This is a genomic window from Sulfobacillus thermosulfidooxidans DSM 9293, assembly GCF_900176145.1.
GTDB lineage: Bacteria > Bacillota > Sulfobacillia > Sulfobacillales > Sulfobacillaceae > Sulfobacillus > Sulfobacillus thermosulfidooxidans.
The window spans coordinates 206,350-226,184 of record NZ_FWWY01000002.1 but is presented as its reverse complement, the minus strand read 5'-3'; the positions used below and the strand labels follow the sequence as shown (position 1 = coordinate 226,184).

Below are 19,835 nucleotides of genomic sequence, written 5' to 3'. Positions count from 1 at the left end.
GACAATTTACTATAATGATCCCTACAAGGATTTTTACAACGAGTTTATGCGTTTATCCTAGCACACGCGTGTAATTTTGTGCATAATAGAATCATGTTTCTAAAAAATATTTGTGAAATATGACATTTTGTGATCGTTTTCGATCGCCAAAAAAGGAGAACCGTTTATTATGCGCGGTACACAGGTGTATCACCTGATCCAACATCAAGCTGCGGCCTGGCAGGCCGCATTACCGTGGGCACAGCCCTTGCCGTGTTCTGGCCCCTATGTGTTCAGCGGCAGTGGATCGTCCTATTATCTCGCTCAAACCGCTGCGCACTATGCGCTTTCCCTCGGGATAGAGGCGCGCGCCGTCGCCTCCACGGATCTGATCTTAGAACCGGAAATCGCTTTACGCGGTACAGGGTGTCTGATCATCATTTCGCGGTCCGGGACCACGTCAGAGGCTCTCTGGGCGATGCAGGCCGCGCGGGAAGTTGCATGGCCCGTTATCGCCGTCACGTGTCACGCCGACAGTCCCTTGGCTACGCACGCGGATCATCTCCTTTTGTCCCCACAGGGAGAAGACGCGACCATCGTGATGGTGCAATCCTTTAGCAGCATGCTTTTTCTCCTTCAACAGGTTTTGCAGTTAACGGCTACCTCCGCGCTCTTACCTGAGACGTTCATTGCTGGTGCCAACGATATGGTCCAGCAAGCCGCCGCGGTCATCCCGCCCTTATTGGATGGACGTCCTCCCCGCCGTCTCTACGTGCTAGGCAGTGGCGTTCGATACGGCATTGCGCAAGAAGGAGCCTTAAAAGCCCAAGAAATGTCGAATCAGTGTGCCATGGCCTATGCGCCGATGGAGTTTCGCCATGGGCCATGGGGCAGCCTCACGCCCGACGATCTCATCGTCGTCTTAGGCCAAACACGCCATCGATCGCAGGAAATCACGGTCGTGCGTGATTTAATGCATCGACAAGGTCGGGTGCTTGTTATTGCGCAACCCCAGTGGCATGATTCGCCGGGACGCTATCCGACGATCCAGCTCCCGGCTTCGGGTCCCGATAGGGCCTTCGGTCCCTTCGCCGTAATTCCGTTACAATATTTAGCGTGGCATTGGACGCTGCTCGTAAATAAGGATCCGGATCATCCGGCCAATATTACCCAGGTGGTGGAATTAGACCATGATGACTTCCCCGAGTGATGCCCCGCGAAACGCCCGGGAACGCCAGCTCGCCATCTTATCACGGCTCAAGCAAGCGGGAACGATTACGGTGCAAGAATTGGCCGACACGTTTTCTTGTTCGCTCGCCACCATTCGCCGGGATATTCACGAACTGATGATGCGCGAACCTCAGATTCGCCGGTATCATGGCGCCGTCGGTCTGGACATTCAGGATACGGAACAATGGTTTCATGATAAAACCGCCTTATTTCCGGAAGAGAAAGACGATCTGGCCGCCCTTGTCGTCGAGTGGCTTCCCGAGGGCGCCGTGATTGGCCTGAACGGGGGCACCACGACGACCCGTGTGGCGACCCAGCTGGCCAAGAATCCCAAAGCCCTCACTGTCGTCACCAATGCCATTAACATTGCCTACCAGTTGACCCAAGCTGAGATCCCGGTCGTGGTCATTGGCGGAGACTTACGTCCCTACAACTATGAAACCACGGGATCGATGGCCCTCCAAGGGCTCACAGGCCTCCATCTCGACTGGGCCATTCTCGGCGCCAATGGTGTGCATCCCCGCGTTGGCATCACCACGACGGCTAGTGATGAAGCGGTGTTAGGCCAAGGGTTTCGCCGGGCCGCCGATCATGTTCTCATTATTGCCGACCATAGTAAAATGCAACGCAATGCCCTCTACCGCATGCTGGCATGGAACGACATTGATTATGTGGCCACTGGGTGTCAAGCGGCGTCACTGCTTAAAGAGTGGCCTGTCATGCCTCATCCCACGATGAATGCAGCGCAGACGGTCGGCATTTGGCAAACCGTCGCGTTGGAGGACCACACATGATCTATGCCGTCACCTTTAATCCCTCGTGGGATGTGGTTATGACATTGCCCACGACCCTATATAGCGGCCACACGTATAACCAGGTGTCCTGGACAGGCTATGCGGGGGGCAAAGGCAATAACGTCGCCCGCGCCATTCAGCAACTCGGAGGGGATGTCACTGCCGTGGGATTTTATGGGGGAGCCGTCGGGGACTGGATTCTGCAAGCGTTAACAGCGCAACAGATCCCGTATCTCGTAGCTACGACAACAGAGTCCTCGCGGCTTTGCCTCAGCCTCTTGGACTCTCAGCACGTGACAGAGATTCGGGGACACGGTCCCTGGGTCTCTCCCGAGACCAGTCATTCCCTGTTATGCCAGGTGCGTGACCATCTGCAACCGCACGACTGGGTGACGATATCGGGCAGCCTGCCCCCGGGATTGTCTGCCGATGACATCACCCTATGGGTCAACACGCTTCGCCCCCACTGCCAAGGAATTATCGCCGACCTGGCTGGCGACCCTTTAATCGCGGCGTGGGAAGCCGGGGTGAGCGCCATCTGTCCCAACCGCCAAGAATATGATCAACTGCCGATGGGTGCGTTAAGTCCCCGGCCGCAACACCGCGTGATCACGCAAGGAGCGGATGGCGTTCTGTGGTATCCCGCGGAATCGGACACTCCTCAAACCATTCGGGCCCCCGCTGTCCCGGTGCAAAATCCGGTCGGAGCGGGCGATGTCTTGGTTGGCGCGTTGGTGCACGCCTTATCGCAGCAGCAATCCTGGGCTGACGCGCTCGGTTACGCCGTGATGGCGGCATCCGCCAGTGTCGTCACCGCAGGCATCGCCGACATTGATAGGGATGTCTTGGTACACCTCGAATCCCAATGGCGACAATCCCACACGTGACTTCAGGGGGACCATGGCGCCGCGCAGCCATGCCGTCATCACCGCGGTGATCTGTGGGGACGCATCAGGTCCGTCATCCAGTGGCGGGCATGACATGGGTCACGTCTTCCGCCAACCCCGTTGTGGCATACCGTCCGACTTCGATGCACACGTTGATTCACAAGGAGGCTTCCATGATGGCTCGTCACGCATTACGCGATATTCTCGCCGACTTTGCCCGCACGCAGCGGGTTCTCTTAGGCATCAACGCCGACAATCCGGAAATGTTATTAGGGATTGCCCAAGCTCTTCACGCAGAACCGGTTCCGATGTTTATCCAACTCACCCCCGAGACCCTATCGATTTGGGGATATGATGTCCTTACCACGCTGATGTCGACCGTACTGGATCCCTTACCATCGCCGATTTCTTGGCATTTGGATCATGCGACGGCCTTGGAGGATGTTCAACAAGCCTTGGCGTGGGGATTTACCTCCGTAATGTATGACGGATCTGCTTTACCGTTTGCGGAGAATGTGCGCCAAACCCAACAAGTGGTCCAATGGGCCCATGCCCGCGGCGTTCTCGTGGAAGCCGAAATTGGCCATGTATCCAAACCGGGGGAACCTCCCGAATGGGCCCACTTGACCTCTCCCGAAGAGGCCGTGGCTTTTGTGGAAGCGACCGATGTCGATGCGCTCGCTGTCGCCATTGGGAATCATCATGCCACGCACGTGGCTGGCTCCCACATTGATGTCGCCCGGCTCGCCGCCATTCATGCGGTCTGTCCTGTCCCGCTCGTTCTTCATGGCGCCAGTGGCGTCTCCCAAGATATGTATGACACGCTGCGCACGCATGGCATTGCGAAAATGAACTTTGGCACCGAATTGCGCCGGATTTGGTGGCAAACCGTACATCAATTGCCTGATAAGAAACCGCGCGATGTCCAGCGAGAAATCCAACGACTCATTGGGGATGGGGTGAGGGAAAAAATTCATCAATTATCATTAGCACAACACAGGGCATAGTGGCGGGGTCCGTGGCATCTGAGTCATCCATTGTGGGGCTGTATGCACCCACAAGTAGCCTTGGCCGGCCCCGCCTTCTTGACGGAGAGTCATGCTATGACTCTCCGTGTCCCCTTCGGTCGCCATACCGTAGATCCCCAGACCACGCGCCCAGTCTGTCAATGTCCGTATTCGTGGTAGGGGGCCGTGATCGTCAGCGAGTCCGATCGCATGGCCTATGTCATGTGGTGCCTCTCTGGGAGGGGGGCGTTGGTGGGGATGCTTACTCCTTTTCGGTCGCCCAATACTGCCGGAGTTTACGCCGGGCGCGTTGTAAGGCGTTGTCTACAGCCTTCGGGTGCCGTCCGCGAATCCGGGCAATCTCGCCATAAGATAACCCGTCGGCCACATCCCAAAGCACCTGCCATTCCCACGTGGTTAATGCCTCCATACCTGCGTACAAGTGGTTGCGTTGCTCGATGCGCTCTACCCATTGCAGGGGATCAGCCAGGGCGTCCGCGGGCAATCGCTCGTGCCCGGTCACGTTTGATGATTTGGCGTCCGTTCGTCCGTTCTTGTCCCCCACGAACTATCCAACCGCAAGGCGTGGCGGTAAAACACCTGTTTGTGCCGGGTGGCCTGGCGCACCGCATCGGCGAGCCGTCGTAAGCGTCAAATAATCCCCACCTTCTGATTTTGGGGACATTGATCCATAATTCCCCCAAAATAGGATGAGGTGATGGGTCATGACACACGAGGAACACGAAGCGTTACAGGAAGTTTGGGCAGAACGGGTAGCGGACTTTCAGGCGAGTGGTCAAACGCGGCCGCAATGGGCCGCAGCCCATGGAGTGACCGTTCATCAATTAGCGTATTGGCTCCGCAAATTCCGGGCAGCGACTCAGCATGCCGCACCACCCGCTTGGGTGGCGTGGCCGTCGCCAACGGCGACGAACCCGGGGGCCACATTGATCGTCCGCATCGGTCCGGCAGAAATTCGGGTCGGTCCCGATTTCGATCCGCCCTTGTTTCAAGCGGTTGTCCGGGCTCTGTCGTCATGATTATCGGCGGGACGAGCCGTCCCGTGTATTTAGCGGTGGGGGCGACCGATTTGCGGAAATCCATTGACAGTTTGGCTGCCTTGGTCCACAGTACCTTCCACTTGGATCCCTGTAGTGCGGCGCTCTTTGTCTTTTGCAATCGGGAGCGCAACAAACTGAAAATTTTGGAATGGGCCGATCATGGCTTTTGGCTCCATTACTTCCGGTTGGAACGCGGCCACTTAGCGTGGCCGATGACGGCCACGACCTCGCCCCAGGCCATTACGCTGCGCCAATTGCAGTGGCTTCTGGATGGACTATCCCTGGAACAACCCGCAGCGTATCAAGCCTTGCGTCATCGGCATGTCCTCTGATCGAGAAAAATTTCGGTGGGACAAGGAATTGGGCCTTCGGGTGGCGAATGATACTTTATGATGTCATCCGAACGTACCGTCGAACAATGGGCCGCCGAAGTCGCCCGTCTAGAACACCAAATAGCCGAACTGCAGCAGCGCGTGCAATGGTATGAAGAACAGTTTCGCTTAGCCAAACATCGTCAATTCGGGGCCTCCCAAGAACGGTCTGATGCCCACCAACTGCACCTTTTTAACGAAGCGGAAACGCTGGCGGGATCGCCGATGGATGCTGCCCAAGAAACCATCACGTATACGCGCAAGAAAAAGACGGCGGGACAGCGCGAATTGGCCTTAGCTCATCTGCCCGTGGAGCGCATTACCTACGTTCTTCCGGAGGGTGACCGGGTCTGTGACACCTGTCACGGCCCCCTGCATGCGATGAGCCAGGAAATCCGTCGAGAGTTACAAGTCATTCCCGCGCAAGTCAAAGTCATCGAACATGTCCAAGAGGTTTACGCGTGTCGGCAGTGTGAGCGCGACGCGCTCACCACGCCTATCAAAACGGCTCCGATGCCCCGCCCGGTCTATCCCGGAAGTCTGGCGTCCCCGTCCCTTTTGGCTTTTACCCTCCACCAAAAATTTACCGAACATCTGCCTCTGTATCGGCAGGAACAGGAGTGGGCACGCCTTGGCGTGCCGTTGTCCCGTCAGACCTTAGCCAACTGGGTTATTTATGCCGCGCACACGTGGCTCAAACCCGTCTATCGGACGTTGAAGCACTCCTTGGTTCAGCAGGATATCGTGCAAGCGGATGAAACGACGCTGACCGTACTCCATGAAACGGGCCGCCGGGCCGAGCAAAAATCCTATATGTGGCTCTATCGAACGGGACGAGAGGGTCCCCCGATTGTGCTCTATGAGTATCAGCCGGGACGGCAGGGAGCCTATGCGCGACAATTTCTGACGGGATTTCGGGGTTACTTGCAATGTGACGGCTATGTCGGCTATCGCGAGGTCCCAGATGCCACGCTGATCGGCTGTTGGGCGCATGCACGACGGTATTTTGTTGAGGCCCTGCAAACGTTGCCGCCGGCGGCCCGCGACGGCCCGAGCGCCATTCGGGACGGACTCGAATTCTGCAACGCGATCTTCCGCATCGAACGGGATCTGCGGGATGTCTCCGCGGCGGATCGGCACACCGCGCGGCACGCGCGGAGTCGCCCGGTTTTGGCTCGCTTTGCGCAATGGTTACGTCGGCAAAAACGGCACACCCTGCCCCACAGTCCCTTGGGCAAGGCGGTGACCTATTGCCTGAATCAATGGAAACCGCTGACGCGATTTCTCGAGGATGGACGACTCGAGGTAGACAACAACCGCAGTGAACGGGCCATCAAACCCTTTGTGACGGGCCGCAAAAACTGGCTCTTTGCCAACACGCCGCGCGGAGCGCAAGCCAGCGCGATCACCTTGAGTCTCATTCAAACCGCCAAAGAAAACGGCTTGGAACCGCGTGCTTATCTCCAATATCTCTTCGAACAATTGCCGCAACGCGACCTCTCGAACGCCGCCAGCTGGGCCGACTGCCTGCCCTGGTCGCCGACGCTCCCGGCCCACGTCAGAACTCCTGCCAATCCGGCAACCCCTTAAGAATTCAGAACACACGAGAATCCCCACCGCAAGGTGGGGATTATTTGACGCTTACGAGCCGTCGACGAATGACCCACCGCAGCCAGGCCCGCACCGGGACCTGACGGGTGGGCTGATACTGCATCACGGCTTGCCATACGCCGGTTCGTGCAATTTGTTCCCCATCGTCCCCATCGCTGTCGATCCCTGGCCAATAATAGGCCCGGAGCATGCGGCGGACTAACGCATCGGTCGCCGCAAAAATCTGCTCCCACACCGACTCATCGCCCGCTTGCGCACGGGCTATCCAGTAGTGCCACGTTGTGTCGTCCGGATCCTCCGCGGTCTGTTGTGGAGGATCATTAGTCTGCCAGGGCGTCCGGCTTTGCGAAGAGACCCTAGTGCGTCTCCTGTCGAGGTTATTGTTCATGTTGTTCTCCCCCGTTCTCACGATATTCGCCTGAAGCATGCGCCCACGACCGCATCCAATGAACCGTCGGCGACGCGGGCGGATAACTAGTCACCCCTTGCCAGTTGTTTCGACCATGCCGTTTGACCTCATATAAAGCCCGGTCAGCCCATCGAAACGCCTCCAGCGGTGTGTGATCCGGCTCTGGGTGCGGTGACCACAGAGCCAGCCCCACCGATACCGTAAGATGAATAGGAATCGACACGCCGCTTTCAGATGTCCAGACGATGGGTGTTTGGGCGATGCGAGAGCATAAGGTTTCACATTTGTCTTGGGCGCGCGTCGAAGGACATTGCGGCCACAACAACAAAAATTCTTCGCCGCCCCAACGTCCCACAAAATCGGCCCATGGCCCCGGATGGCGATGCTCATATTGCAATAACTTCGCCACCTGTGTCAAGACGAAGTCACCCGTATCATGGCCCCAGGTGTCATTGATCCGTTTAAACCAGTCAATATCCACCACCACGACCGCTGTCGGAATTTGAGCTCGTGCCAACTGCAGGGCATAGTCTTCGGTGGCCCGCCGATTGGGTAAGCCCGTTAGTACATCGGTCGTGGCCATGCGATACTGTTGATCTCTTTGCGCTTGCTCCTCGGCTAATAATTCCGAGACTATGACACGTTGCCGCGTCCGCCACAGGCCCCAATGCACTAACGCCATTCCCCCTAAGCCCCAGACTGTCCAACCAGCCCACATCATCGCTCCCCAAAACCAGTTGTATCCAGCAACTAAGAAGTAAATGACGCTTATTTGCTGAAGCGCAGAGGACCTCCGCTGCTGGGGACCGAGAACCCGGGAGTGTGTGCCCAGCATTATCGCGGCGAGTTCCCATCCATTAAATGTCCCGACACCAAGGCCGATGGCGAATATCAGCGCGCCTGGGCCTATCCAGATGTGCCCTCGAAAGAGAGTCCCTTCAATGAGGCCTTGCGTCGCACAGATTCCGGCTAGATCGAGCACTGCATTAAGGAGCATCAACCGGAGACGCCGGGGCACCACAAAGTTGGGGTCATCCCCCACAGATCGCCAGAACCGCTCACGCCACGGGTGTATGGCCGGGAATCGTCGCAGAACACCGTCAAGAGCATAGCTAACCCACAAGGCGACACTAGCAGTGCCCGAAACCGTCAGTGCCGCCCACAAGCCATTATGAATGAGCACGACCATGACCGTTGCTTCTACCGTATTAAGACGCACCTGCACGGTTTTTCCCCGCAACGGGATAATCGGCACATTGAAAAGGTTTACGCCGCTCGCCATCAACCCGATAGTGAGCCATTGCGTCAGGCGAGAAATGCCATGCGGCATGTCACCCGTTGTCCAGATGACCGGATCGTGCCATCCGAGAATTGCCCACCAGATGAATAAGACTCCCGTTACAGCACGGGCAACCATATTCAGTGCCGAGCGATAAGACCAGCTCATGTTGCAGACCCTTTCTCGCGTAACCTTATCGAATGGTGCGAAAAATTGTGTCATCTAGTGCTGTTATTCTTTGTGGCTGGAGCTATAGAACACATAATCCCATGCACAAACGACGGCGGGGCCACCATGACCACAATCGGACTTGTCATCATCTCATGCTCTCGTCCACAATGACGAGAGAAGAAGACATACCCAAGCCACAACTCGTACAGTTTGGGCTATTATACCATGCACCGGTCCTACAAACTCTTCCAACCAGTTCTAACGTTACCGTTCTCCGGTCCCCGAGCGAGTGCGCTCGCGGTCAACGTCGTGCCCAGTGTGTTGGGCTGAATAGTTGTTGATGGCGGCTAGACTGCCTGAACCGCCTAATTTGATGACAATGCGGAGTGCGGACAGCTGACCGTCATGACTTTCCAGCGGGGGACACGGTCGTATCGGTCGCAAACGTCGCAATCTTCCGCCAGGGCGTCCAGTGGGCAATGATCCATCGATCGAGACTATATGCTGGCAATCCTTCCATATATTGCATGGCGGCCAAATAGACAAAGACTAAAAAGTCAATAATCGATGTCCCAATATCGGTGGCGCCCGGGGTATACGGCCCGCCAAACCCTTCCGCCGTGCTCCATATCGCTAAACTAAAGAGACTTCCTATAAGATACCCCAGTTTTTGGGCGAATCCCAATAGCAGTCCCAGCGCGGTGACCGTTTCTATCAAAGCGGTCAGAAAGGCCCACATATCGGGGTGCGGCGACACTAGCGCAATCCAGCCATGAAACCAGGGATGTAACCACGGGGGCTGTCCGGCCGCGGCGGCTTTTAACAGGCCCACGTACTCGTGAAAGAACGCTGGCGACCATTTGAGTAGCGCATCCATGAGCCAGAATAGCCCAAACACGATGCGTAATCCTCCCACCAGTTTTTGTCTATTCTTCCGCGCCGAATCTTCCTTCCCCGAATTGTCCCACGCCTTATTGGATACCGGGTCCTTGAACATTGTGAAACACCTGCCTTTCCTTTTCTCTAAAAGTTTTCGTCTCTTTCTAGAATCGACCGTCATCCTCGGGATGGGTAGGCCTGAAAGTCCACCCTACAACAGTCCAAAAGGAGTAAATATGAACTACTCCCACATTTTGCTGAGAGATGTCGCATTTGAACGCTCTTGTGTCGGTTAAGGTCTTCCATGATCGTTATTGAGGCCATTTGGCCAATGTATGTGGCGCATCCCTATTTTTTGAAATAGCTCGCAGCACTCATTGGCTAATCCGTACCGCCCAGTCTGCAGCGTGGGGGCCGTGAAGGGTTTCTAACGGCCCATCGCTCTGCTGCGAATCGTCTGAATTCTCCGTGGCAGGATTTGGATGATAGCGGCATAACCTATTGACGGATATGCACTGTGTATCAATGTCCTTATCAGTAAACCCGAGAACTCCACCTCCCACGGCTGTCACGTTAACGGGTCATCTGAGTGATCCACTGCGGCATCGGATGCGCCCAGAAATAGCCTTGGCCGGCATCCACTTGACATTCACGGAGAATCATAACTTGGCTCTCCGTTTCTACTCCCTCTGCAATAACTTTCGATCCTAGTCCATGTGCCCAGTCCGTTAACACCCGCAGTAGTGTCCGGGTCCCATTATCGTCGACGATACGGTTGACAAGCGCGATGTCGATTTTGATCCAGGCGGGACGCCAGCGCACAAGTCGTGCTAGATCGGATTCCCCTGTTCCCACATCGTCTTGGGCAAAGATCACATCGGGATACTGTTGTGCTAACGCCTCCCAGTCGACCGCGTCGACGTGTCGCTCAGCCACCTCGATGACCAATTGGTTTGGTGGCACCACCGCAGTGAGGTGCTGCAAATCACGGCGGAATGTTAGCTGATCCTTTAACGTGGCACTCACGACATTCACAAAGAGTTTCTGGGTACGTGGCCACGGCCCTTGTGCATTTATAGTCCGGATGATAGCCTGCAGGCACACACGATCCAGCTGAACTACGGCTCCCGCCTTTTGCGCATCAGCGAAGACTGTGAGGGGAGACAGCAGACGTCCGTGATATTGGGGACGAATTAGGGCCTCCTGTCCAATCACCGATTCGCTCTGCAGATCGACCACCGGTTGAAATACGGCATTGAACGTTAGATGGCGCAGAAAATCATCTGCTGCGCTGGTCTCAGGCGCATCACAGGATGTTGGGGATGTGACGGTCACAGGGCTCTCTGTAGGACATTCTTGAATTATGCCCCAATATCCAACTACTTGCGATCCGATGGAAATGGGAACAAGCGTCTCATAGGCCCACCATGGGGTGCCGTCTGGTCGGCGATTTTTTAAATGTCCTTGCCATGTTTTGCCGTCTTCTAAGGTCTGCCATAACGCATCATAGACGTGAGAAGGCGTCTCCCCCGCACTGTTGATTCCGGGTTTCTGTGCAGCCAGTTCATTCCACGTTCGTCCCGTCAACTGTTCATAGGCCGCATTTACCGCGACGATGGCTCCCGCCGTATTGGTTAAGACGGCTGCCGTGGACCATTGCGCCCATAACGCCCGAGCCGCGTCGGCAAGCCAACCCAGGTGCGCTGCCGGCGCCTGTCCATCCGCCAAAGGGCTCTGCGGTGTGGCGAACGTCGCGACAATACAGTTTTTTCCATGCCGTTTCGCTTGGAGTAAATTTTGGTCGGCTACGCGGACGGTGTCGTCGGAGAGCTCTCCCACGGCCCAGCCAATGGACACGCCTAAATGGAAGGAACCGGTTGCTAACGTATAGGGGTCCTCCGTCACAGCACGATGAAGGCGCTCCACGATGGCAGGAGCCTGGTCAGGAGTAATGCCGGGAAACCATACGGTAAACTCATCGCCTCCCGGTCGCACGACAGCACCCTGTGTGCGGAGTTCCGTGAGAATGCGGTCGGCAAACGCTTGCAGAACTTGATCCCCTAATTCATGACCCCACGTGTCATTAAACCATTTGAAATCATCGAGATCGCAGGCGATCACGACGCCCATGGCCCGATCCTGGGCCGATAGTTGGCTGAGCCATGTCTCAAGTCCATAACGCGTTAAGGTGCCGGTTAGTGCGTCGTGTTCCGCTCGATAGATGTCGTGTTCCCATCGGTGGGTTCGGTCAGCGCGGCCTATGATATACGAAACGGTTACCCCCGCCGCCGTAAGGGATATGACTAGGTCGGAGAATGCATCATGATTCGCAACCATGGAAATAAGAGCGATCCCTATGACGGATCCATAAAGCAACATGCGTCTCCGTAACCCTGTCAAACGTGGAGCGCCCCAACGTAACCCCAGAACCAACATGAAAATAACAACCAGATCGATGGCCTTATGGAGGGTTCCCCCCGTAGTTACCAAGTCATGAACCAACACGGCCCCGACGATGACAAGACTGCCCCCTACTTGCCAGGAGGATGGGTGGGGCATCACTGTCCATAGGGCGACCAGGGCGACCACATAAATCCCGAACGGAATGGTAATGGGTCCCCAACGGTTCACAATGACGAGAAGCACAGGCAACCCGATAGCGACGAGGATACGACTGGCGGTGATTCTATGATGGAAGAGTAGTAGATCCCCCCATTCCCACATCCCAACTAATAACCCGGCTATCAATACCCCGTCCATAACAAATTGTGCCAGCATGACAACCAATCCAGCTCTCTCCTCGGGCGAGCGAATACGAATTTGCTGATGGATAGGCCAGCCCCACGTATAGTGCTGGTAACGGACGATCCATATCCTAAACGCATTCGGGATGGGGGCTTGACAATGAGCAGCCTATCTGAGCAATCGCTCGTTAGAGTCAGTATAAAGAGAAGGAAAGTCTGCATGAGTCGGATTGTGCCGAAATTCCATGATAATTGTCAATCGCTATGCACGAATAGATAGCGAGCCGGGGTTATGGCGTGCCAAGGTCTCCCATTTGACTTTCGGGGCGCAGTGCTGCGGGTCCTATGACCGTCTCATATGAGATGATGCCTCATCACCGTATCGCATGCATTGACAGATGTCTCGGAACGTGTGGGGGCTTAATAGCCGTCCGTCATGATGCAGTGGACACCTCCGACAGTTCCATCCCAACAAAAGCGCAGCGTATGCCCAGGACTAAAGTCCGGGGCTTGCGTTGCCGGATTTTGGGTCATTGTGGACATATTTTATCATAGGCACAAATGTTCGTATTACGTGGAATCCCTGATGGCGATAGAGATGATAGGCCGGACTCCCTTCCACGCAATGCAAAAAATATGCGCGGGACACCGCATGCGTTCGCATATAGCGTAACGTATATTGGAGCAACGCTTTGCCCCATCCTTGCCCGCGTACCGCGGGTACCACGCCGATCGGGCCCAATCGCCCCAGAGGTTCGCCATAGCCTCCTACCACGCTGATTCCTAACACCTCGGTGGCCGTATATATTCCTAACACCCGTTCGGGCCGGCATGCATGCTGCCACGTTTCCCGCACGGCGCGTTCCCATCCGGAGCCAAAGGACCGCGCGGTTTCCAATGCTCGATGACGAAGCCAGCGTGGGAGAATGCCGACATAAACGTTTGCCGCCAATTTTTTCGGCAAGGTAATTTGCGGTTCGATAGGCGTATCGTCCAAGAGCCGTTCCATCGCCACAACAGGGTGTTCCGGTTGGCATCCTCGCCGTAAAAACCATTGCCACGCGGGGGCATAATGCGTGCGATCCACTCCGGGAATAAACACATGTGGAAAAATGCCGTCGACCCGTAAAGACTCCGCCGGGTTCACGGTCGCACAAACCGCGTGCCATAGGCGGGTGCCGATTCCTTGTCCTCGATAGGCGGCCTCCACGGCTATCGCCCCCATTTTCCGTCCCTGTGTTGTGGGCGCTGAGATGAGAGCGAATCCAACCACGTGACGCCCACGAGTTTTCGCGACCCACAGAGAGTCGTCCCGGAATGCTGGATCGCAGAGGAGGCCAGTGTAAAACCGCTCCCTCCCGATCCAATCGACAGGCAGCGCGGAAGCCCACAACCGTAATATTGCGTCGTAATCGCGGGGTTCGGCAATTGTCACCCGCATCATACGGTCTCCTCGGGAGGCGCGATCTGGTCGCCCATACTCCCGTTCGGGCTGACGACGCCCACGTCATACACCCATTTACTTAAGGCGACGGCATTAGCCCCGCGGAGCCCCACGTCGATTCCCCAAGCTGCTGGGCGAATTTGGGGTGCCGGTTCACTCCAAAACCGGGTCCGTCGCTTCAGGTGATGCACCACGTCGTGCTCAATCCTCGACCAAACGTCAGCAAGCCAGCCGCCTAGGACAATCTGGCGTGGATTAAACATATTGACAATGGCCACCATAGCGGTTGTGATCCAATCAATGAGGTCAAAATAGGGACCCCGTTGATACCACCGTTGCAACGCCGTCACCAGGCTTTCGCCATCCGTCACATTCAGCAAGGCTTCGATGTGGGCCTGATTTAGATAGGTTTCCAAACATCCCACGTTGCCACACCAACAGACCTCGCCCTGCCAATTGATTGTCATGTGGCCCAGTTCTCCGCCAATGCCATTTGGGCCACGAAATACTTGACCATTAGTGATCGCGCCGACACCGATCCCCTGGCCCACATAGAAAAACACTAACCAAGCAGACGCGTCCTGCCCCCCAAAGAGCATTTCTCCCAGAGCCATTCCGCGTGCGTTGTTATCCACGGCGACGGGCAAGCCCGTTTCCTGACTTAACAAGGCGGCCCACGGGACGTTCTGCCATTGATAAGCCAATGCCGCATTTACCATGCCCGTGTCGGTATCCACTATCCCCGATGTTCCGACACCAATGCCCACTATATGACTCCCGGTTAAGGTGCTTACCAGTTTGGTGATTTCGCGCCCAATATGTTTCGCCAAGTGCTCGGGATGCGGATGATCGGGAATGGCCAAAGATTGCGTCTGCGTCACGGATCCATCCAACTCGCCGAGGCCGATCGTGATTTGTCGGCGTTGCATATGGACTGCTACGGTGCGATAGTGGCCATTGCGAATTCTCAACCCAATGGCCCGTCGGCCAATGGATCGGATTTCATCCAGAGTTCCCACTTCTTGAATGTACTGTTCGTTAATGAGGGCCCGAGTAATGTTCGATACCGAGGCGGGCGTGAGATGCGTCCGCTCCGCCAATTGAATGCGGGAAATTTGTGGATTCTGTAAGATTAACCGCAAGATGAGCCGTCGATTTTGTCGGTGCACCCCTGAAATATTCAATCCGTGTCCCATAATCGGGCTTCCCCGCTTTCTTCTATGGTGGTGATTGTTTGCCAGACGCTGCCATGTCTATCCAAGGCATTCTGCGCCTGTTGACTCGACAGCCCACATCGTAACATAATGATGGCCACGGGCAGATTGCCCTGTGCCGCCTGTAGGGTTCTCCGTGCAATTTGCCGGGGTTGTCCCGTGGCCATCATCAGGACACGCACGGCCCGCTCGCGTAATTTGTCATTCTGCGCCATAAAATTCACCATCAAATTATCATACGAGTGGCCCGTTTTGACCATCGTCAGCGTGGATAACATATTTAACACAACTTTTTCGACGGTTCCGGCTTTCAACCGCGTGGATCCTAAGAGAATTTCGGGACCGGTATCCACAAAAATCACTTCGTCGGCAACCGTCGCCACCCGTGTGCCTTGGTTATTGACGAGTGCCACGGTAAAGCCGCCCCGCATTTTGGCTTCCTGGAGTGCTCCAACTACGTATGGCGTGTCTCCATGGGCGGTCACGCCCATGACAACATCACGCGATGTAATGCCGCGGGCTCGTATCGCCCGACATCCGGCTTGGCTTCCATCTTCAGCGTCTTCTTGAGCTTGTTGAAAGGCGGACATCCCCCCAGCCAAGATGGCTTGGACGCGGCCAGGGGGCAGACCAAATGTTGGAGGCAGTTCCGCGGCATCCATAACGGCGAGTCGTCCCGCCGATCCGGCACCCACATAAAAGATTCGCCCTCCCCGGCGATACGTGTCGACAAGCCGTGTCAGAACGCGGTCTAATACAGGAATCGCGGGGGCAATGCGTCCAATGGCCTGCTGTTCTTCGCGAATCCACTGCCGCATCACCTCGTGACCAGAAAGGGTTTCTAACCAGCGAAAGTCCGTCCCGGGATGCGGTTGTTCAGTGCTGTAATGGGCGGCGTGTGTGGCCCGTTCGGGCTGATCCAATCGCCATGGGGTGCGCCCTTCCCACAGCCCACGGCCGATCAATTTCTGCCAAAGGGCTCTCCATACAGTGTCATGCGTATCAAACACCTGAATTTTGACTGCGTGCGGGGGAGCTAGCCCTACGATCGAGGGCTTTGCATAGACGACTACCACATCCAAGCCGTCATGGGACTCATCTGGCAACATGTCAACCCAGACATAAACAATCGGTCCGTCGTTCCGCCTGTTGTGGTTCAATAGTTCGGCGACTCGCTTTTGAAGGCGGCGCTGCGGCGAAACCACGACAAATTGCGTGTCCGACGGAAAGGGTAAAATAGCCGGATCATCGATTAACTGAATGCTTGTGGCGCGTAGGCGATTTAATCGATCTTCAATAGTGGCCCGTGCGGGACTGTCGTGGGGCGGTGGCGGTAGGGCCTCGCACGATTTTCTGATGTTAGGGAAGTCCTTAACCGCAACCCAATACCACTGCGCAGGGGTGTTTAGACCGGTGCGCCATGGAACGATACGGCCTGCACCGCTGAGCCACCATTCCGGTTCCGTCCCCGTTTCTGGTGAAATCGCCCAGGCTGTCTGGATTCCCGCCTGCTCAAAACCGTGCTGGGCCGCTATCCGAATGTGGCTGCCAAGCCATGGCAAGGCGATGTCACTGAGAACTCCGGTGGGACTGCCAAACACGCCCTGTATCCCGAGGGCAGCCAGCGTTGTGCCAAACCACTGCGCTATCTCCGTCAGGCCCGCCATATCCCCCGCCGCTCCGATGAGTTGTGGGGTCGGCCAGGCGAGATCCCCGTCGTTATAGCGCCTTAACGCGTCCTCCATAATCCAACAGGATTCTCGCTGGTTTAAGATCTGCAGCTTTTGCAAGTCGGTGCTCGTTAACTGCCCAAAGTCGGTGATTACCCGGAGAATCGGCACGTCTGTCATGGGGTCGACCGCATTGTGCTCGGCTAGTGTTCCTGATAATACCCATCCGGCCCATGGCATATTACAGATGCCCTACCTTTCGTCCACACAAAACGTGGGAACCGGATGCGGTGCGCGCTTCATAATAGAGAATCCAGCCATCGGGTGTCTTCACCGGGGAGACGTAGCGTAACGAGCCGTAATAGGAACGCATCCAGGGTTCCTCACGGGGAATTTTGTAAAAGTGTTTCATATCCGCGGTAATGGCGATGCCGACCCGCTCTTCATAATTTTCTGTAACGCTGGCCGATCCATCATAAAACGCCAAATATACCGTGTCTAACGGCATCAATCCTGTAATTCGCGACACTAAAGAGTCCCACCCTGTTAACGACGAACTCAGCACTTCGCCAACCCACCGATGTGGGTGGTTTGCCAGGCCAATGGCGAGGCCTGTGTGCGACTTGACCAAGCCTGTCGTAAAGACGTCATCGCTTGCATGTAAGCTGTCCTCCGACCGGAGCTCCCGGGTCAGCGACGCCGGCGCGTAACTGACATACATGAAACTTAATGGGCCTTGGTGGACAATCACGGGATCTTTTACAGCATGACCGTTGATCCCTGAGGGGGTTAATTCGACCGTACGCGTTGTGATGTTCAGGGCCTCGGGACGATCGCCATAAATCCGATCAATTTGCCACTGATGCGTTTCATGATGGACATAGCTTAGGTAGAGCACCCAACCCTCGGGCTGTTTCACGAGACAGCCGCGTTCGATGGAGGGAGACGCGAGTTGTTGTTGGGTCACGACCCACACATCCTGAAAATGGACTCCGTCGTGACTTTGGGCAATGCGTGCTTCATACCCGCGACCCTGTCCTCGGGGGCGTCGGAGCCGATAGTACAGGTAAAGCACGTCATCATCGTCATCATAATAGGCTGCAGGGGCACCTGCCCAATATCCCTCGGCATCTTGCGGACTTTCTCGGACGAGAAATTCTTCTCCACGATTTAACCATGTGGCTTGCATTAACTCCATCTTGGTGTCACGTCCTTTCAGTGCTTAACTCTTGACCATTTGGGCTGTCGGTTGTTCTCTCGGAGAAAATCCCACGGCACTGTGCCACGGCACTGCCTCGGTTCGGGAATGCCTAGCAGATATGCCACGAGTGGGGCAATGTCGGTCAAAGAGACATAGCCTTCCATGGCCACATTGCGTTCATAGCCAGACCGAACAGTGGGTCCGAGAGCCATGACTGTGGCCAAATTGCTCGTTCTGTTTGTGCGCGTCGTGGGCAACTGAGCGCCATGATTGGCTGTGCCATCGCCCGGGCCGATGGCCTGTTTCCCTTGAGGAATGCCCCAAGAATAGCCCGGATTATACAGAAACAAGATATCGCCGATGCGGTCTCCAAAATAACCCAACAGGGGTTGGTGGGGGGCTGGTAATGCGTAAGCCACGGGTCGTTGACCTGTCTCCTCATCCTTCCAATCTAACAAGGCATCCATGGCTTGCTGAAGGATAGCTTCATAGTCGGCAGGCGATACAATCCCGCCCTCATTGCGTCCCTGCAAGTTGATGGCTAACTCATGAGGAGAGAGCACGTACACGGCCGACCGAGTGCGATCAATCACGTCGCGCGGATATTGCCGTGCATCAAAGACCGCTAAGCCCACTTCCACCAGACGGCGGGCAATGCTCGCAATGCGGCGATTGGGAACATGACCATGATCCGAGACGATGATCATATGATCATCAGGTGTCATCAGCTTCAGTAATCGTCCCAGGAGATCATCGGCTAACTGATAGGATCGGCGGATAAACTCTTCAGCCCGTGGATCCGGTTCTTGTCCCTCTTCTGGATCCAGCGCGGCCAGAAACGTGTGTTGCGCCGTGTCAATCCAATGCCAATGAAACATACACAACTGCCAGGGATGCGACGTGGCCGTATCTTCGATGACCGTGGCATACCAATTAATCTGATCCGCAATCTCCTCCAACACCGCTTGCATGCTATCGTCGTCGTCCCGTGCCACGACAGCGGGGTGTTCAATAAAAGGCCCGGCAACGTCGTAGATTCTTTCAGCTAATTGTGGAGGATCGGTAAAATGCGTTGTCGGGTAAATTTCTGATCGAATTAACGTAACGTAGGGGCCATCTTGCCGAACCCATTTGAACCGAACCGATCCGCGCTGACCATTTGCATATTGTACCTCACCCCAGGAACTCCATTGTCCGCACGCCACCACCAGAGGTTTTACCGTGCCGCGAATAAGAAGATGCGTACCCTCTCGGGCCACAGTAAAATGAATCGCTGTATTATTTTCGTCTTGTGTGATCTCGCGATGACCATCTTCTGTAGGTACAATGGCTGGATCCGTAATTTGACTTGTAACTGACAGGTCTACCGGATGTTCGTTCGGCACGCAAAGGCGGTAGGATGCCCCGCGGGCTAGGACATGACCGGTCAGTCCGCGATATAGGGGTGCAACCACCATGGTACCGGGAACGCGTCGGGGATAAGACCCGGGATAGGTAATTACTAAACTCTTTAATCCGTGTTGACTGGCCGTCACCCATATGGGCTCTGCATTCAGAGCACGGGCATCAAATGTGGAACGCGGCACACGATCTCGGGCATCCCGCATCGTGACGTCGGTCCAATTCCCTGCACCATGACGGCCGGGTAATGCTCCCGTGGCTATCGTGGCCCAGTTTGTTGGCGTATAAGGCGGTACGACTGATAACGCTTCACTGACAGCGCCATGCCGGAGCACGGTTAAAAAGTTCGGTAGGACGCCTTCTCCTGCGAAACGTTTTACGAGCGGTAATACCATCGCATCGACTCCCATGACTATCACTCGTGACATCCTAGCCCCTCCTCGTGTTGTTATCATCATTCACGTTACGATCGTCATCCGGTCG

Annotated in this window: 17 protein-coding genes; 7 read left to right on the top strand and 10 right to left on the bottom strand. The window is 55.8% G+C overall.

Annotated features, from left to right (window positions below; genetic code table 11):
• Positions 1-169 precede the first annotated feature (169 nt).
• From B8987_RS19105 to B8987_RS19090, 4 genes are all read left to right on the top strand, one after another.
• Positions 170-1,189: an SIS domain-containing protein gene (locus B8987_RS19105; RefSeq protein ID WP_084662350.1), complete on the top strand. Its 1,020-nt coding sequence runs from the start codon at positions 170-172 to the stop codon at positions 1,187-1,189.
• The gene (locus B8987_RS19100) at positions 1,170-2,003 is read left to right on the top strand and encodes a DeoR/GlpR family DNA-binding transcription regulator (protein WP_084662349.1); all 834 of its coding nucleotides are present in this window, start codon (positions 1,170-1,172) and stop codon (positions 2,001-2,003) included. The genes B8987_RS19105 and B8987_RS19100 overlap by 20 nt, the downstream gene beginning before the upstream one ends.
• Entirely contained in the window at positions 2,000-2,890 is an 891-nt protein-coding gene (locus B8987_RS19095; protein ID WP_084662348.1) for a 1-phosphofructokinase family hexose kinase, read from the top strand. Before B8987_RS19100 ends, B8987_RS19095 begins: the two co-directional genes overlap by 4 nt.
• A gap of 173 nt (positions 2,891-3,063) precedes the next feature.
• Complete coding sequence (locus tag B8987_RS19090; protein ID WP_176213302.1) at positions 3,064-3,897, top strand: class II fructose-bisphosphate aldolase; 834 nt, start codon at positions 3,064-3,066, stop codon at positions 3,895-3,897.
• A gap of 262 nt (positions 3,898-4,159) precedes the next feature.
• Here B8987_RS19090 and B8987_RS19085 read toward each other — a convergent pair whose 3' ends face one another.
• Positions 4,160-4,462, bottom strand: coding sequence for a sigma factor-like helix-turn-helix DNA-binding protein (locus B8987_RS19085; RefSeq protein ID WP_139793615.1), 303 nt, complete (start codon positions 4,460-4,462; stop codon positions 4,160-4,162).
• A 160-nt stretch (positions 4,463-4,622) separates the two neighbouring features.
• Between B8987_RS19085 and tnpA the strand changes: the two genes are divergently transcribed.
• From tnpA to tnpC, 3 genes are read left to right on the top strand one after another with little or no spacing between them, the layout of a single operon-like run.
• The gene (gene tnpA, locus B8987_RS19080) at positions 4,623-4,937 is read left to right on the top strand and encodes an IS66 family insertion sequence element accessory protein TnpA (protein WP_020372964.1); all 315 of its coding nucleotides are present in this window, start codon (positions 4,623-4,625) and stop codon (positions 4,935-4,937) included.
• Positions 4,938-4,960: 23 nt separating this feature from the next.
• Positions 4,961-5,290 (top strand): IS66 family insertion sequence element accessory protein TnpB, encoded by a 330-nt coding sequence (gene tnpB / locus B8987_RS19075; protein WP_026040445.1) that lies wholly within the window; start codon positions 4,961-4,963, stop codon positions 5,288-5,290.
• A gap of 57 nt (positions 5,291-5,347) precedes the next feature.
• Complete coding sequence (tnpC, locus tag B8987_RS19070) at positions 5,348-6,919, top strand: IS66 family transposase (protein ID WP_084660931.1); 1,572 nt, start codon at positions 5,348-5,350, stop codon at positions 6,917-6,919.
• 40 nt (positions 6,920-6,959) lie between these two features.
• Here the strand turns inward: tnpC and B8987_RS19065 are convergent, their stop codons facing one another.
• The 9 genes from B8987_RS19065 to B8987_RS19025 form a co-directional block, all read right to left on the bottom strand.
• A complete protein-coding gene (locus B8987_RS19065; RefSeq protein WP_176213301.1) occupies positions 6,960-7,328 on the bottom strand; it encodes a sigma factor in 369 nt (122 codons plus the stop codon).
• On the bottom strand, positions 7,318-8,796 hold the full coding sequence (locus B8987_RS19060; RefSeq protein WP_176213300.1) for a GGDEF domain-containing protein: 1,479 nt from the start codon (positions 8,794-8,796) through the stop codon (positions 7,318-7,320). The genes B8987_RS19065 and B8987_RS19060 overlap by 11 nt, the downstream gene beginning before the upstream one ends.
• 406 nt (positions 8,797-9,202) lie before the next feature.
• Complete coding sequence (locus tag B8987_RS19055) at positions 9,203-9,796, bottom strand: DoxX family protein (RefSeq protein ID WP_084662343.1); 594 nt, start codon at positions 9,794-9,796, stop codon at positions 9,203-9,205.
• A gap of 455 nt (positions 9,797-10,251) precedes the next feature.
• The gene (locus B8987_RS19050; protein WP_242940731.1) at positions 10,252-12,456 is read right to left on the bottom strand and encodes a bifunctional diguanylate cyclase/phosphodiesterase; all 2,205 of its coding nucleotides are present in this window, start codon (positions 12,454-12,456) and stop codon (positions 10,252-10,254) included.
• Positions 12,457-12,918: 462 nt separating this feature from the next.
• On the bottom strand, positions 12,919-13,866 hold the full coding sequence (locus tag B8987_RS19045; RefSeq protein ID WP_084662341.1) for a GNAT family N-acetyltransferase: 948 nt from the start codon (positions 13,864-13,866) through the stop codon (positions 12,919-12,921).
• Entirely contained in the window at positions 13,863-15,062 is a 1,200-nt protein-coding gene (locus tag B8987_RS19040) for an ROK family transcriptional regulator (RefSeq protein ID WP_084662340.1), read from the bottom strand. The genes B8987_RS19045 and B8987_RS19040 overlap by 4 nt, the downstream gene beginning before the upstream one ends.
• A complete protein-coding gene (locus B8987_RS19035; RefSeq protein ID WP_084662339.1) occupies positions 15,047-16,990 on the bottom strand; it encodes an N-acetylmuramic acid 6-phosphate etherase in 1,944 nt (647 codons plus the stop codon). Before B8987_RS19035 ends, B8987_RS19040 begins: the two co-directional genes overlap by 16 nt.
• Before the next feature lies 1 nt (position 16,991).
• Positions 16,992-17,948: a hypothetical protein gene (locus B8987_RS19030; RefSeq protein WP_084662338.1), complete on the bottom strand. Its 957-nt coding sequence runs from the start codon at positions 17,946-17,948 to the stop codon at positions 16,992-16,994.
• Between the two features lie 17 nt (positions 17,949-17,965).
• A complete protein-coding gene (locus B8987_RS19025) occupies positions 17,966-19,780 on the bottom strand; it encodes an alkaline phosphatase family protein (RefSeq protein WP_176213299.1) in 1,815 nt (604 codons plus the stop codon).
• Positions 19,781-19,835 lie beyond the last annotated feature (55 nt).